A 13,842-nucleotide genomic window follows, 5' to 3' on the forward strand; every position below is an offset into this window, starting at 1 on the left:
GGAGGGCCGGCGATGACCGCGAAGGACCGGCCGACGGGCGGGCAAGGCAGCGCGCTCGCCCAGCCGTTGACGTTCCCCCCGCTGGGGCGGGCCGCCGCCCACCTGGGGCTCTTCGTGCTGGGAGCCGTGGTCGGCTTGGCCGGCGGACTGCTCCAAGCCGCCTGGTTCCCCGGGGGGTTGCTGCTCGCGCTGCTCGGCGCGGCCGGGCTGTTCCTGGGCGGTGCCCGGGCGACGGGCGGCCGGGCCGGGGCCGTTGCGCCGGCCGCCGGCTGGATGATCTCCGTCGTCCTGCTGACGTCCACCCGGCCGGAGGGGGACTTCCTCTTCGGCGCGGGAGCGGGCTCGTACCTTTTCCTGCTCGGCGGCATGGCCGTGGCTGTGATGTGCGCCACCCTTGGACGGGGGTGGCAACCGACCGGGCCCGACGCCCGACTTGGGAAGTGACGTACCACTTCGCCGCAGCGCGGGGGTGCGGGTCCCGTGTGGGTTTCCCACGCGGTCGTGGGATACGCGCCGGAAGTGGCCAGTATGGTGGTGCGCGCCGCCGAGCTGCCCGCTGAGTTGAGGTCGTGACGGGCGGCGGAGCAAACCGGGAGAACCTGCCTTGAGTCGTGAAACTGACACTTCGTCCTCCGGGGCCAATGGGCGCGGCAGCACCGCGTACCCGTCGGGGACACCGCCGTACGGCACGCCCATGGCCACCCAGGCCGGTGCCGACGCGGCCCGGGCGGCCGCCGGCGAGCGGCCGGACGGACCCAAGACCGAGACCACACTGACGACGCGGGTCCGGATCAACATCCCGGGCTCGCGACCCATCCCGCCGGTCGTCGTCCGCAAGCCGGTCGGCGACGGCGACGGCGCCGCGGACGACACCGGGTCCGAGTCGGAGACCACCGGCACCACGGCCATGCCCGTGTTCACGGACACCCCGGCGCCCGCGCCCGAGTCCGCCGCGCCCGCCGACGACAACAAGCCCACCAGCGACTGGTTCGCGCCCCGCAAGGGCGCCACCCCTGCCAAGGGCACGAGCACCGGCGGCAGCAACGGCGCGGGGTTCTCCACCGGCTCGATCGGCGGTCCCGGCACCGGTGCGCCCGGCGGTCCCGGCACGGGTGCCCGCGGCGGTGCGGGCGGACCCGGCCCGATGGCCGGCGGACCGCGCCCCGGCGCGAGCACGGGTTCCAGGCCCGGCGGCGCGAACGGCGGGCTGCCCGGCGCCACGGGCGGCCAGCCGGTCGCTCCCGGCCACGGCGGCGGCACCGGCTCCTTCGACGTCTCGGCCGCGCTCGCCGGCACCAAGCCCGAGCGCGACGACCTGCCGTACTTCTCGGGCGACGGCGGCCACCTCGGCGGCCCGGACGGCCGCTCCGGCCCGGCCGGCCCCACCGGCGGCCCCGTCACCGGCGACAGTCCGCTCGGCCCGCCGCCCGCCCAGGGCGGGCCCGGTGGCCCCGGCTACCAGGGCAACCCCTTCGGTGGCCCCGACGCCGACTTCTCCGCGCCCGGTGCCTCCGGCGCCTACGCCCGCCCCGGCGGCGGCATCAGCGACGACACCGCGGTCCTCACCCCGCAGCGGCCCGCCCCCGAACCCGGCACCCCGGGCTACGGCGGCTCCGGCCCGGTCGTCGACAACCCCTCCGGCCACACCCTGACCAGCGGCATCCCGGTCGTGCCCCCCGGCACCCAGGGCGCACCGTTCGGCGCGGGCGGCCCCGACGGCGCCGTGCAGCACACCCCGCCCAAGCTGCCGGACCCCGGCCCGCAGCAGAAGTCCGCCCCGGCGAAGAACACCAAGTCCGCCAAGCCGGCCAAGAAGAAGGGCCGCAGCAAGCTCGGCCTGCTCGTCGGCGGTGTGATCGTCCTCGGCGGCGGTGTCTACGGCGCCGGTCTGCTGATGAACCACTCGGACGTCCCCAAGGGCACCACCGTCCTCGGCGTCGACATCGGCGGCGGCACCCGCGACGAGGCCGTCAACAAGCTCGACGTGGCCTTCGGCAAGAGCACGAACGAGGCGCTGAAGCTCACGGTCGACGGCGAGACCGTCTCCCTCAAGCCCGACCAGGCCGGACTCCAGTTCGACAAGCAGGCCACGGTCAGCGCCGCCGCCGTCAGCGACTACAACCCGGTCTCGGTGATCGGCGCGCTCTTCGGCCAGGAGCGCGTCGTCGAGCCCGTCATGCCCGTCGACGAGGAGAAGCTCCACGCCGCCCTGCGGCGCGCCGCGGGCAGCTCCGGCTCGGCGAGCGACGGCACCGTCAAGTACGAGGCAGGCAAGGCCGTCCCCGTGTACGGCAAGGCGGGCAAGGGCATCGCGGTCGACGAGTCCACCGACGCCGTCGAGGAGGCCTACCGCACCCAGGTCGAGACCGGCCAGTCCGCGACGGTGCGGCTCCCGACCACGACCAAGGAGCCGTCGGTCGACAAGGCCGAGGTCGACCGGTTCATGAAGGAGTTCGCGGAGCCGGCCATGTCGGGCACCGTGACCGTCCAGACCGACGCCGCGCACAGCATTCAGCTGAGCCCGGAGAACTCCCTCTGGAAGTTCCTCACCGTCAAGGCCGTCGACGGCAAGCTCGTCGACTCCTACGACGAGAAGGCCCTCAAGGAGCTCTACGGCGGCACCTTCGACGGCGTCCTCATCACCCGGGGCAACGGCGAGAAGACCCCCGTCACCGTCGAGGACGTCTACGGCGCCCTCCGCCTCGCCCTGAAGAGCGCCACCGAGCGCACGGCGGTCATCGAGACGGACCCCAGCTAGCGGCACCCGGCGGGCGCCGGTGAGCGGATCACGCCGGCACGACGAGGGGGCACCCGGTACATCCCGGGTGCCCCCTCGCCGCTGTCGCGGGTCGACTTCCGGCATCCCGGGACGAGGCCCGAACCCGCGCCCTCAGTTCAGCCGGGCCCGAGCCGCCTCCGCCTGTCTGCGCATCTTCTCGGCGGCCCCGGCATCCACCCCGGCCACCACCTCCGCGTACTCCTCCAGCGCGGCGGCCCCCCGCACGAACTCCCCACGCTGCACCAGCAACCGCGCCCACTCGTACCGCAACCGCCCCGGATGCGAAGGCATCGCCAACGACAACTCCAGCGCCCACAACGCCACATCCGTCCGCTCGGGCCGCGCCGCCGCCCAGGCCCGCACGTTGTTGAGGACCCGCACCACCACGTCGAGCGGATCGGCGGGACTCAGCATCGCGGGGTCCAGCGGGGCGCCCGTCGCCCCGGCCACCAGCAGTTCCGCGTCGTTCCCGCTCAGCACCCGCCCCCCGTCGAACGGATCGGCGAGGACCTGGTCCTCACGCGGCCCGAAGCCCACCACGAAGTGCCCCGGCAGCGCGACCCCGTACACGGGCGCACCCGCCCGCCGGGCCACCTCCATCCACACCACGGACAACAGGATCGGCAACCCCCGCCGCCGTACGAGCACCTGGTGCAGCAGCGACGACTCCAGCCGCTGGTAGTCCCCGGCGGACCCGCGGAACCCGCACCGCTCGCCGAGCAGCTCGGCCGCCGCGACCGCCCACGCGCGCGGCGCCCCCGGCCGGTACGGCATCAGCCCGGCCAGCCGGTCGAGCTCGATCTCGGCGGCGTCGACGCCCGCGTCGTCCAGTGTCCCGTCGCCCGCGGCCCCCACCAGCAGACACAGCAGGGCCAGGTCGGGCCGCTCGGCCCGCGCCTCCTGCGCGAACCGCCGCCGCACCTCGCCCGCCCGCTCCGGCTCGGGGGGAAAGGGCGGCGGCACGGCGGGGTGATGCCCGCTCACGACGAACCATCCGGCGCGGAACCGGGACCGGGGCCAGAACCGGCGTCATCGCGGTCATCGCGGTCGGCGCGGTCGGGGGCGTTCCCGGGCTCCCGGTAGTGGTGGTACGCGTGATGCGCCGCGAACCCCAGCCTCCCGTACAGCGCCCGCGCCCCCGCGTTGTCCGTCTCCACCTGGAGCCATCCGGCCGAGGCCCCTTCGTCCCACGCCCGCCGGGCCAGCGCGGCCACCACGGTCGTCGCGAGCCCCCGCCGCCGCTGGGCGGGATCGACCTCGACGGCCGCGAAACCGGCCCACCGCCCGTCCACGACGCACCGCCCGATGGCGGCCGGACCCGCGCCCTCGGCCCCCGGCACGGTCGCGAACCACACCGACGGCCCGCTCCCGAGCACCTTCAGCGCGACCTCGCCGAGCCCCTTGCGCTGGTAGCGGCCGAGCCACGCCTCGTCCGCCGTGCGCGACAGCTCGACCCCGGCCCCCTCCCGGTCCGCGACCGGCGCGAGCGCGCCGATCCACAGCTCGGCGGTCACCTCACACACCCAGCCGCGGTCCGCCACCTCCGCGCACAGCAGCTCCTGCGTGCCCTCGGCGCCCGTGGCCAGCTGCAGGAAGGCGGGCAGCCGCCGGGCCGCGTACCAGCCGCGTACGGCCGTGAGCGCGTCGTCGAGGGGCATCCCCGGGTCACCCAAGGGCAGCACCGAGTTGGCGCGCCGGGTGAAGCCGGAGGCGGCCCGGAGCTCCCACTCACCGAGCAGCTCCCGTTCGACCGGCTGCCAGGCTCTCGCCGAGACCCGCGCCAGCTCCCGGTACGAGGCGGCGGGCCCACGCCGACGGGCCGGGGCGGCGGGTACGACCTTCCCCGCGACCAGGGACGACTCCTCGATCCGTACCCGCTCCCCGTTCCGGCGGGTGATCAACAGGACGCCGCCGTCCCATGATGTGAGAACACCAACCGTGTCGGTGAATTTCCCACCGCCGGCGGCAGCGTCGGCGACGCACCGCACGGACACGCGTTTGCCCACGTCAGCAGCAGAGACACGGATCTCGAGCCGTCCACCGGCAGAGATTTCCACAGGTCTGTCCACCCCTCCTGTTCGGATCATGCCCAGGAACGGAGATACTAGGTGCGGGCATCGACGACGCCGCGCTCCCGCGCGCCAGGCGGCGGAGCCTGAGGAGGCCCGCCAGCGCCCTATCGAGGAGGAACGACAGCGTGACCTACGTCATCGCGCAGCCTTGTGTCGACGTCAAGGACAAGGCGTGCATCGAGGAGTGCCCGGTCGACTGCATCTACGAGGGGCAGCGATCCCTCTACATCCACCCGGATGAATGCGTCGACTGCGGTGCCTGCGAGCCGGTGTGCCCGGTCGAGGCGATCTTCTACGAGGACGACACCCCGGAGGAGTGGAAGGACTACTACAAGGCGAACGTCGAGTTCTTCGACGAGCTCGGCTCGCCCGGTGGTGCCAGCAAGCTCGGTCTGATCGAGCGCGACCACCCCTTCGTCGCCGCACTCCCGCCGCAGGCCTGAGAGCGACGCCGCAGGCCCCGGGGTGACGCCCCGGCGGCCCGCATCCGCGCCGCCCCGGTCCCGTACGGCCCGATCACCATGATCGCCGTACGGGACCGAGGCGTTCGCCAGCGAGAAAGTGAGCCAGATCCCGTGTCCGCAGTCAGCGACCGCCTCCCCACCTTTCCCTGGGACAAGCTGGAGCCGTACAAGGCGACGGCCGCCGCGTACCCCGGTGGCATCGTCGACCTCTCCGTCGGCACCCCCGTCGACCCGGTGCCCGACCTGATCCAGAAAGCGCTGGTCGCCGCGGCGGACTCGCCCGGCTATCCCACCGTCTGGGGCACCGTCGGACTGCGCGACGCGATCACGGGCTGGCTGGAGCGCCGTCTCGGCGCTCGCGACGTCACCCACCACCACGTCCTGCCGATCGTCGGCTCCAAGGAACTGGTGGCCTGGCTCCCCACCCAGCTGGGCCTCGGCCCCGGCGACCGGGTGGCGTACCCGCGCCTGGCCTACCCGACGTACGAGGTGGGCGCCCGGCTCGCCCGCGCGGACCACGAGGTCTACGACGACCCCACGGCCCTGGACCCGGCCGGTCTGAAGCTCCTCTGGCTGAACTCGCCGTCCAACCCCACGGGCCGGGTGCTGTCCAAGGCCGAGCTGACCCGGATCGTGGCGTGGGCCCGCTCGCACGGCGTCCTGATCTTCTCCGACGAGTGCTACCTGGAGCTGGGCTGGGAGGCCGACCCCGTCTCCGTCCTCCACCCGGACGTCAACGGCGGCTCGTACGAGGGCATCGTCGCCGTCCACTCCCTCTCCAAGCGCTCCAACCTGGCCGGGTACCGCGCGGCCTTCCTCGCCGGCGACCCGGACGTCCTCGGCCCGCTCCTGCAGATCCGCAAGCACGGCGGCATGATGACCGCGGCCCCCACCCAGGCCGCCGTGGTCGCCGCCCTCGGGGACGACGCCCACGTCCAGGAGCAGCGCGCCCGCTACGCGGCCCGCCGCACGGCCCTCCGCGACGCCCTCGTCGCCCACGGCTTCCGCATCGAACACAGCGAGGCCAGCCTCTACCTCTGGGCCACCCGGGGCGAGTCCTGCTGGACCACCGTCGCCCACCTCGCCGACCTCGGCATCCTCGTGGCCCCCGGCGACTTCTACGGCTCAGCGGGCGACCACCACATCCGGGTGGCGTTCACGGCGACGGACGAGCGCGTGGCGACAGCGGTGGAACGCCTCTCCCGGGCGTAGCGCACACGACGTGAAGGGGCCCGGGGAGTTCCCCGGGCCCCTTCGACGTACGGGCAGGTCAGCCGAGCGGGCTCTTCGCCGGCAGCTGCCCCGTCGGCAGCCCGCCCTTCGTCGCCGTCTTGGTCGTGTCACCCAGGACGGTGCCGGCGGATCCGGCAGCCTCCCCGGCGGCCTTCTGCGCGACGGGCGTCGTCGTCTTGACGGCCTTCCCGCCGGTCTTGCTCACGGTCGGCAGGGTCTGCTTGGACGCCTTGGTGCCGGCGTCGCTCGCGACCCCGGTGACGTTCTGCGTCGCGCCGTCCACGGTGCTGCCGGCGTTCGCCCCGTCCACGGCGGACAGGCCGCCGAGGTTCGGGGTGGCCGGGAGCTCGGGCGCCGCACTCGCGGAGCCGGCCGCACCGACCACGGAGGCCGCTCCCGCTGCGGTCAGCAGCGCGGCACGGGCGATCCGGCGGGTCAGGGGGAGGGACATGGTGCTCCTTTGACGGAAGAGAACGTTGAAGTGTCCGACCGCGCCCGGGAGTTGATCGTTCCGGGCTCGGACGCAGTGACTACCGCTCGAAGTCCCCGAAGGTTGCGGCGCCCCGACGTAAAGAGTTTGCAATGCGTCGCATTATCAAATGCGGATCCAGTCGGACAAACGCCACCCGCTCCGACAGTCTGCTGAATCCTTACGGCCCTGTGTTCCCAACGGATTCCGCACACCGGGGGTGAGCAGGGGAAAACCCGCGCACCCCGTCCACCCGACGCGCCGCGCCTACCCCGCACGGGTGAGCCGTGCGACCTACTGTCCAGTGACGATTCGGACCTCGGTGGTGGTGCCCGCCGCACCGCCCGCCGCGCCCCGGGCCTTGCGCCAGGCGCCGGCCCGTCCTTCGGCGACCCACTCCCGGCCCGCGTAGGAGACGCGCTCGACGCCGAGCCGGGAGGAGTTGGCCACGGCCCAGTGCGCCAGCTCCCAGCCGCGCCGGGCCCGGTCCGCCTCCTCGGCGTCCCCGAGGGGGATGGTCACGGTCCCGGCGGCGGGGGAGACGCTCGGACTCGGTGCCGCACTCGCCTCGGCGGAGGCGCCGTCCTCGGAGCTCACCACCGCCGCGGCCGACTCGAACGCGTCGTCCCCGAAGTCCCGGGCGAGCGCGCTGCGCACGGCGTCCGGCCCGCCCGCGTAGGCGGTGCCGGTGCCGGTCGTGTCCCGGCGCCCCTCGCACGTCAGCGTGGCCGCCGACCGCCCGGTCAGCGCGGCGGCGAGCAGCGTGGCGTCGGGCTCGTGCTTGGCGTATGCCTCCGGGTAGCCACTGCGCTGCACGCGCTGGGCGGCCACCGTCAGCGGCAACTGCTCGTAGCCGTCGACCTTGACGAGGTGCTCGTAGAACTCACCCGCCGCGTACACCGGGTCCTGGATCTGCTGCTCGGTGCCCCAGCCCTGCGACGGCCGCTGCTGGAAGAGGCCGAGCGAGTCCCGGTCGCCGTGCGCGATGTTGCGCAGGCTCGACTCCTGCAGCGCGGTCGCCAGCGCGATCGTCACGGCCCGCTCGGGCAGCTCGCGCGAGGTGCCGACCGCCGAGATCGTCGCCGCGTTGGCCGCCTGCTCGGGCGTGAACTCGTACGACGCCCCGTCGCCCGTCGCGGACACGACCACACACCGAGGGGTGCCGTTTCCACCGGTCAGATACTGCACGGTGACATACGCCCCGATTGCGGCGAGCACGACGAAGGCCGCCATGAACTGCAGCACACGACGGCCGCGGCGGCGGGGGCGGGGACCTGGGGAGAAGGGATACGGCTCGGACACGCGGTCCAAGGTACTGGAGAGTAATGGTCCTCGTGCAGGAGTTGTGAACAGTGATGTGAACGGGGGTGCGGAAGTGACCGGATCCACTCGCCGGGCGGCCCGGCCCCGGCAGCGCGTTAGGGTCGGGGACATGGCCGAGACCCCGATTGACCTCACGCTGGACGCCGCGACGCTGACCGCGCAGCTCGTCGACTTCCCCTCCGAGAGCGGCACCGAGAAGCCCCTCGCGGACGCGATCGAGACCGCCCTGCGCGCCCTGCCGCACCTCACGGTCGACCGGTACGGCAACAACATCGTCGCCCGTACGAACCTCGGCCGCGCGGAGCGCGTGATCCTGGCCGGCCACATCGACACCGTGCCCATCGCGGACAACGTCCCCTCCCGCCTCGACGAGGACGGCGTCCTGTGGGGCTGCGGCACCTGCGACATGAAGTCCGGCGTCGCGGTCCAGCTGCGCATCGCGGCCACGGTCCCGGCCCCCAACCGCGACCTGACCTTCGTCTTCTACGACAACGAAGAGGTCGCCGCGGACCTGAACGGCCTGAAGCACGTCTCCGAGGAGCACCCCGAGTGGCTCGCGGGCGACTTCGCGGTCCTCCTGGAGCCCACCGACGGCGAGGTGGAGGGCGGCTGCCAGGGCACCCTGCGGGTCCTGCTGACGACCAAGGGCGAGCGCGCCCACTCCGCCCGCGGCTGGATGGGCTCCAACGCCATCCACGCGGCAGCCCCGATCCTGGCCAAGCTGGCCGCCTACGAGCCGCGCCACCCGGTGATCGACGGCCTGGAGTACCGCGAGGGGCTGAACGCCGTCGGCATCTCGGGCGGCGTGGCGGGCAACGTCATCCCCGACGCGTGCGTCGTGTCGGTCAACTTCCGCTACGCGCCCGACCGCAGCGAGGAGGAGGCCATCGCCCACGTCCGCGAGGTCTTCGCCGACTGCGGGGTCGAGGAGTTCGTCGTCGACGACCACAGCCCCGGCGCGTTGCCCGGCCTCTCCCACCCGGCGGCCGCGGCGTTCATCGAGGCGGTCGGCGGCACGGCACATCCCAAGTACGGCTGGACGGACGTCTCCCGCTTCAGCGCGCTCGGCGTCCCGGCCGTCAACTACGGCCCCGGTAACCCCCACTTGGCGCACCGACGCGACGAACGGGTGGAGACGGCGAAGATCCTGAAGGGCGAGGAACGCCTGAGGTCCTGGCTGACGGGGTGAAGTGTCCGGCGCGACGGATGGCGCCGGACACGCTGACGTCCCCCTTCCGTAACCCGTATGGATCTACGCTGAGGTGAACCACCAGCACGGCGGAGGGAGCGGACATGGCGACCGGCAACCCCGAGGGCAAGAAGCAGCCACCCGAGGAGCAGCGGCTCGGACCGGTGCTGCGCAGACGCGGCCAGGTTCAGGCGAGCACGACGGATCAGCGGCTGCTGGACGCGGGCGGTCCCTCGGACTGGGTCCACACGGATCCCTGGCGGGTCCTGCGCATCCAGTCCGAGTTCATCGAGGGTTTCGGCACCCTCGCCGAACTCCCGCCCGCGATCAGTGTCTTCGGCTCCGCGCGCACTCCCGTCGACTCACCGGAGTACGAGGCGGGCGTCCGGCTCGGCCGCGGCCTGGTGGAGGCCGGCTTCGCCGTCATCACCGGCGGCGGCCCGGGCGCGATGGAGGCGGCCAACAAGGGTGCCCTGGAAGCGGGCGGCACCTCCGTCGGCCTCGGCATCGAGCTCCCCTTCGAACAGGGCCTCAACCAGTACGTCGACATCGGCCTCAACTTCCGCTACTTCTTCGTCCGGAAGATGATGTTCGTCAAGTACGCCCAGGGCTTCGTGGTGCTGCCCGGCGGCCTCGGCACTCTCGACGAACTCTTCGAGGCCCTCACCCTCGTCCAGACCCAGAAGGTCACACGCTTCCCGATCGTCCTCTTCGGCGAGTCCTACTGGGGCGGCCTGGTCGACTGGCTGACCAACACCCTCATCGCCGAGGGCAAGGCGGCGGAGAAGGACCTGACCCTCTTCCACGTCACGGACGACATCGACGAGGCGGTGGCCCTGGTCTCGAAGGAGGCGGGCAGATGACTCCCGGACGCCCCCCGCGCCCTTAGGGCGCGGGGAACCGCGCGAGAACCCCCACCGGACCGGCAGCCGGAATCAGTGAGACGGGGGCCAAAGGGGCGCAGCCCCTTGAGGACGGGACAGGCAGGAGCGGCGGGGGCGAAAGGAACTAGGCAAGCCCCCGCCGGGCAACGGCAGGCCCGTGCCACCCCGCGATCGCCCCCACCATCTCCACCACCTGCCGGGTCTCCGCCACCTCATGCACCCGGTACACCTGAGCCCCCAGCCAGGCCGAGACAGCCGTGGTCGCCAACGTCCCCACCACCCGCTCCTTCACCGGCTTGTCCAGCGTCTCCCCCACGAAGTCCTTGTTGGACAGGGACACCAGCACCGGCCACCCCGTCGCGACCATCTCCCCCAACCGTCGCGTCGCCTCCAGGCTGTGCCGCGTGTTCTTCCCGAAGTCATGCCCCGGATCGATCATCACGGACTCCCGGGGCACCCCCAACGCCACCGCCCGCTCCGCCAACCCTACGGTCACCCGCAGCACGTCCGCCATCACGTCGTCGTACTCGACCCGATGCGGCCGGGTACGCGGCTGGGTCCCACCCGCGTGCGTACACACCAGCCCCACCCGATACCGTGCCGCGACCTCCGCGAGCCGGGGATCGACCCCACCCCACGCGTCGTTGAGCAGATCCGCCCCCGCCTCGCACACGGCCTCACCGACCTCGTGCCGCCAGGTGTCGACGCTGATGATCACATCGGGAAACCGCCGCCGCACCTCCGCCACGAACCCCACGGTCCGTCGCGCCTCCTCCGCCGCGGTCACTTCCTCCCCGGGGCCGGCCTTCACCCCGCCGATGTCGATGATGGCCGCGCCGTCGGCGACCGCCTGCTCCACGCGCGCGAGCGCCGGCTCGTCACGGAAGGTGGCCCCCTGGTCGTAGAAGGAGTCCGGCGTCCGGTTCACGATCGCCATGATCACCGGCTCGTGCGGGCCGAATTCCCGCTTGCCCAGCCTGAGCATCCGCTGTGACCTCTCCCAGTACGTCCCGTCGATCGCCGGCCTTGCCCGACCGCCTGCGACCTTAACTGTCAGACTCGCATGGCACGATCGGAGCGAACACACTCGAGGGGACCCAGCGATGTTCATGTTCTTGTTCCTGGTCGTGGCGCTCGCCGTCGTGGTCGCCGCGGTGACGCTCGCGGTGGTCGGCGGCGGCGACAACGCGGTGCTGCCGGAGGCCGAGGGCGAGCGGCTCCAGGACCCGCTTCCGGCGCACCGCCCGGTCAACCGCGCGGACGTCGAGGCGCTCCGTTTCCCGGTCGCCCTCCGCGGCTACCGCATGGTGGACGTGGACGACGCCCTCGGCCGCCTCAGCGCCGAGATCTCCGAGCGGGACGCCCGGATCGCCGACCTGGAGTCCGCGCTCGCGGGGGCCCGCGCGGCGACCGCGACCTCGCTGCACAAGCCGGAGGAGGGCGACCACCGGTGAGTGACGGCACCGCCCTGCCCGGCCCCGACGGCGCGCTGCGCTGCCCCTGGGCCCTGTCCACCGACGACTACGTCGCGTACCACGACGAGGAGTGGGGCCGCCCGGTCCACGGCGACGACGCCCTGTACGAACGGCTCTGCCTGGAGGCCTTCCAGTCCGGCCTCTCCTGGATCACCATCCTGCGGCGCCGCGAGGGCTTCCGCTCCGCCTTCGCCGACTTCAAGATCGCCTCGGTCGCCCTGTTCACCGAGGCCGACCAGGAACGCCTGCTCGCCGACCCCGGCATCATCCGCAACCGCGCCAAGATCGAGGCGACCGTCGCCAACGCCCGCGAGCTGTCCACCTGGACCTCCGGCGAGCTGGACGAACTCATCTGGTCCCACGCCCCGGACCCGACGACCCGCCCGGCCCCGAGAACCCTCGCGGACGTCCCGGCGGTCACACCCGAGTCCACGGCCCTGTCCAAGGCCCTGAAGAAACGCGGCATCCGCTTCGTGGGCCCGACGACGGCGTACGCCCTGATGCAGGCGTGCGGCCTGGTCGACGACCACCTGGAGACATGCGTCGCCAGGAGCGCCCCCTAGGAGGCGCGGGGAACCGCGCGATCACTGTCCCCGATGCGCGGCTCCCCACGAACGGTCACCGCCCCAGGTATTTCGGCGTCTCCTTGTTCACGAACGCCCGCACGGCGATCTGGTGGTCCTCCGAGGCCCCCGCACGGGTCTGGAGTTCGTCCTCTTTCTCCAGCGTCTCGGCCAGCGAGTGCGTGAACCCGTACGCCACCGCCTCCTTGATCGCCGCGTACGCCACGGTCGGCCCCTCGGCCAGCATCCGCGCCACCTCCTCGGCGGCGGTGTGCAGCGAGCCCGCCGGCACCACCCGGTTGGCGATCCCCAGCTCGTACGCCTCCTGCGCCTTGATGCTGCGCGGGAACAGCAACAGATCGGCGGCACGGCCGGGGCCGATCACCCGCGGCAGCGTCCACGAGACCCCGGAGTCCGCCGTGAGCGCCACCCCGGCGAAGGACGTGTTGAAGGAGGCCGTGTCGGCGACCACCCGGTAGTCCGCCGCGAGGGCGAACCCCAGACCGGCGCCGGCCGCGACGCCGTTGACCCCGGCCACCACGGGCTTCGCCATCTCGGTGAGTGCCTTCACCACGGGGTTGTAGTGCTCCTTGACCGTGCTCATGACCTGTCCCGAGCCTTCGATCAGCAGCCCGATGTGCTCCTTGAGGTCCTGGCCCACACAGAACGCCCGCTCCCCGGCGGCCGTCAGCAGTACCGCCCGCACCGCGTCGTCCCCGGCGGCCTCCTCCACGGCCTTCCGCAGCGCGACCTTCGTCGCGATGTCCAGCGCGTTCATCGCCTCGGGGCGGTTCAGCGTGATCGTCGCGAGTCCGTCGTGCACCTCGTAGAGCACGGTGTCGGCCATGGCGGTTCCCCTCCGGTGTCGCGGCAGGCGACGTACTGGTCAGTACGCCCTCGTCACAGCACAGCATGGCGGAGTTCACCGCCGACGGCCGGGCCCGGACGTGTGACCTGCGTCAAAGAATCACCAATGGGGGAGCACCCGGCTGGGACCGGGCGGTGGCGCAGTATCGCAGTCACACCGCCGAATTGGGTGGTTTTGCTCGCGCGCGTTGCCCAAGCGATGCCGACCGATGTTGGTCATCGGGTCATGAGATGCGGGATAATGGCCTGGAAGCAATGTGTTCGATGCCGGTGTCGCGTGTCCCCAGGTGGGCCCGCGCCTGCCCTCCCGGGCCGTCGGCTTGGCGATGAGCTGGTTTCAGGAAGGGGTACGAGCATGGCGGCCATGAAGCCGCGGACGGGCGATGGCCCGCTCGAGGTGACCAAGGAGGGGCGGGGCATCGTCATGCGCGTTCCGCTCGAAGGCGGCGGTCGGCTCGTCGTCGAGCTGACCCCGGACGAGGCAGACGCCCTCGGCGACGCCCTCAAGAAGGTCGTCGGCTGAC

The 13,842-nt window shown here is 72.7% G+C and carries 15 protein-coding genes; 9 read left to right on the forward strand and 6 right to left on the reverse strand.

Translation table 11 applies throughout. The features are described from left to right. Positions 1-12: 12 nt before the first annotated feature. Both RM704_RS03280 and RM704_RS03285 read left to right on the forward strand, forming a co-directional pair. Positions 13-444: a DUF6113 family protein gene (locus RM704_RS03280; protein WP_033525525.1), complete on the forward strand. Its 432-nt coding sequence runs from the start codon at positions 13-15 to the stop codon at positions 442-444. Between the two features lie 160 nt (positions 445-604). Then, positions 605-2,758, forward strand: a complete 2,154-nt coding sequence (locus tag RM704_RS03285; protein WP_192829578.1) for a hypothetical protein — start codon at positions 605-607, stop codon at positions 2,756-2,758. 132 nt (positions 2,759-2,890) lie between these two features. Here the strand turns inward: RM704_RS03285 and RM704_RS03290 are convergent, their stop codons facing one another. Both RM704_RS03290 and RM704_RS03295 read right to left on the reverse strand, forming a co-directional pair. Next, entirely contained in the window at positions 2,891-3,763 is an 873-nt protein-coding gene (locus RM704_RS03290) for a transglutaminase family protein (RefSeq protein WP_311589238.1), read from the reverse strand. Continuing rightward, entirely contained in the window at positions 3,760-4,836 is a 1,077-nt protein-coding gene (locus RM704_RS03295) for a GNAT family N-acetyltransferase (RefSeq protein WP_033525523.1), read from the reverse strand. The genes RM704_RS03290 and RM704_RS03295 overlap by 4 nt, the downstream gene beginning before the upstream one ends. Before the next feature lie 140 nt (positions 4,837-4,976). Here RM704_RS03295 and fdxA point away from each other — a divergent pair, with 140 nt between their 5' ends. Further along, positions 4,977-5,294 (forward strand): ferredoxin, encoded by a 318-nt coding sequence (gene fdxA, locus RM704_RS03300; protein WP_005480604.1) that lies wholly within the window; start codon positions 4,977-4,979, stop codon positions 5,292-5,294. A 132-nt stretch (positions 5,295-5,426) separates the two neighbouring features. Further along, positions 5,427-6,527 carry a bifunctional succinyldiaminopimelate transaminase/glutamate-prephenate aminotransferase gene (locus RM704_RS03305; RefSeq protein ID WP_033525522.1) on the forward strand — a complete coding sequence of 367 codons (1,101 nt, stop codon included), beginning with the start codon at positions 5,427-5,429 and terminating at the stop codon, positions 6,525-6,527. A gap of 58 nt (positions 6,528-6,585) precedes the next feature. Here RM704_RS03305 and RM704_RS03310 read toward each other — a convergent pair whose 3' ends face one another. Both RM704_RS03310 and RM704_RS03315 read right to left on the reverse strand, forming a co-directional pair. After that, positions 6,586-6,999: a hypothetical protein gene (locus tag RM704_RS03310; RefSeq protein WP_033525521.1), complete on the reverse strand. Its 414-nt coding sequence runs from the start codon at positions 6,997-6,999 to the stop codon at positions 6,586-6,588. Positions 7,000-7,311: 312 nt separating this feature from the next. Continuing rightward, positions 7,312-8,319 (reverse strand): heavy metal transporter, encoded by a 1,008-nt coding sequence (locus RM704_RS03315; RefSeq protein ID WP_438828885.1) that lies wholly within the window; start codon positions 8,317-8,319, stop codon positions 7,312-7,314. A gap of 130 nt (positions 8,320-8,449) precedes the next feature. Between RM704_RS03315 and dapE the strand changes: the two genes are divergently transcribed. Both dapE and RM704_RS03325 read left to right on the forward strand, forming a co-directional pair. After that, the gene (dapE, locus tag RM704_RS03320; protein ID WP_033525519.1) at positions 8,450-9,529 is read left to right on the forward strand and encodes a succinyl-diaminopimelate desuccinylase; all 1,080 of its coding nucleotides are present in this window, start codon (positions 8,450-8,452) and stop codon (positions 9,527-9,529) included. Between the two features lie 104 nt (positions 9,530-9,633). Beyond that, positions 9,634-10,392 carry an LOG family protein gene (locus RM704_RS03325; RefSeq protein ID WP_033525518.1) on the forward strand — a complete coding sequence of 253 codons (759 nt, stop codon included), beginning with the start codon at positions 9,634-9,636 and terminating at the stop codon, positions 10,390-10,392. Between the two features lie 145 nt (positions 10,393-10,537). Here the strand turns inward: RM704_RS03325 and folP are convergent, their stop codons facing one another. Then, positions 10,538-11,398 carry a dihydropteroate synthase gene (folP, locus tag RM704_RS03330; protein ID WP_033525517.1) on the reverse strand — a complete coding sequence of 287 codons (861 nt, stop codon included), beginning with the start codon at positions 11,396-11,398 and terminating at the stop codon, positions 10,538-10,540. Positions 11,399-11,516: 118 nt separating this feature from the next. Between folP and RM704_RS03335 the strand changes: the two genes are divergently transcribed. Next, complete coding sequence (locus RM704_RS03335; protein ID WP_033525516.1) at positions 11,517-11,867, forward strand: DivIVA domain-containing protein; 351 nt, start codon at positions 11,517-11,519, stop codon at positions 11,865-11,867. Next, positions 11,864-12,451, forward strand: coding sequence for a DNA-3-methyladenine glycosylase I (locus RM704_RS03340; RefSeq protein ID WP_033525515.1), 588 nt, complete (start codon positions 11,864-11,866; stop codon positions 12,449-12,451). Before RM704_RS03335 ends, RM704_RS03340 begins: the two co-directional genes overlap by 4 nt. Before the next feature lie 55 nt (positions 12,452-12,506). Here RM704_RS03340 and chcB read toward each other — a convergent pair whose 3' ends face one another. Next, positions 12,507-13,298, reverse strand: a complete 792-nt coding sequence (gene chcB, locus RM704_RS03345; protein ID WP_033525514.1) for a 2-cyclohexenylcarbonyl CoA isomerase — start codon at positions 13,296-13,298, stop codon at positions 12,507-12,509. Between the two features lie 375 nt (positions 13,299-13,673). Here chcB and RM704_RS03350 point away from each other — a divergent pair, with 375 nt between their 5' ends. Then, positions 13,674-13,841 carry a DUF3117 domain-containing protein gene (locus RM704_RS03350; protein ID WP_003966491.1) on the forward strand — a complete coding sequence of 56 codons (168 nt, stop codon included), beginning with the start codon at positions 13,674-13,676 and terminating at the stop codon, positions 13,839-13,841. Position 13,842 lies beyond the last annotated feature (1 nt).

Origin of the sequence: Streptomyces gottesmaniae, assembly GCF_031845845.1 — a bacterium.
Lineage (GTDB): Bacteria > Actinomycetota > Actinomycetes > Streptomycetales > Streptomycetaceae > Streptomyces > Streptomyces akebiae.

Coding starts and splice junctions, on each gene's coding strand:
- RM704_RS03280 (WP_033525525.1), top strand. CDS start 13: ATGACCGCGAAGGACCGGCCGACGGGCGGGCAAGGCAGCGCGCTCGCC.
- RM704_RS03310 (WP_033525521.1), bottom strand. CDS start 6,999: ATGTCCCTCCCCCTGACCCGCCGGATCGCCCGTGCCGCGCTGCTGACC.
- dapE (WP_033525519.1), top strand. CDS start 8,450: ATGGCCGAGACCCCGATTGACCTCACGCTGGACGCCGCGACGCTGACC.
- RM704_RS03325 (WP_033525518.1), top strand. CDS start 9,634: ATGGCGACCGGCAACCCCGAGGGCAAGAAGCAGCCACCCGAGGAGCAG.
- folP (WP_033525517.1), bottom strand. CDS start 11,398: ATGCTCAGGCTGGGCAAGCGGGAATTCGGCCCGCACGAGCCGGTGATC.
- RM704_RS03335 (WP_033525516.1), top strand. CDS start 11,517: ATGTTCATGTTCTTGTTCCTGGTCGTGGCGCTCGCCGTCGTGGTCGCC.
- chcB (WP_033525514.1), bottom strand. CDS start 13,298: ATGGCCGACACCGTGCTCTACGAGGTGCACGACGGACTCGCGACGATC.
- RM704_RS03350 (WP_003966491.1), top strand. CDS start 13,674: ATGGCGGCCATGAAGCCGCGGACGGGCGATGGCCCGCTCGAGGTGACC.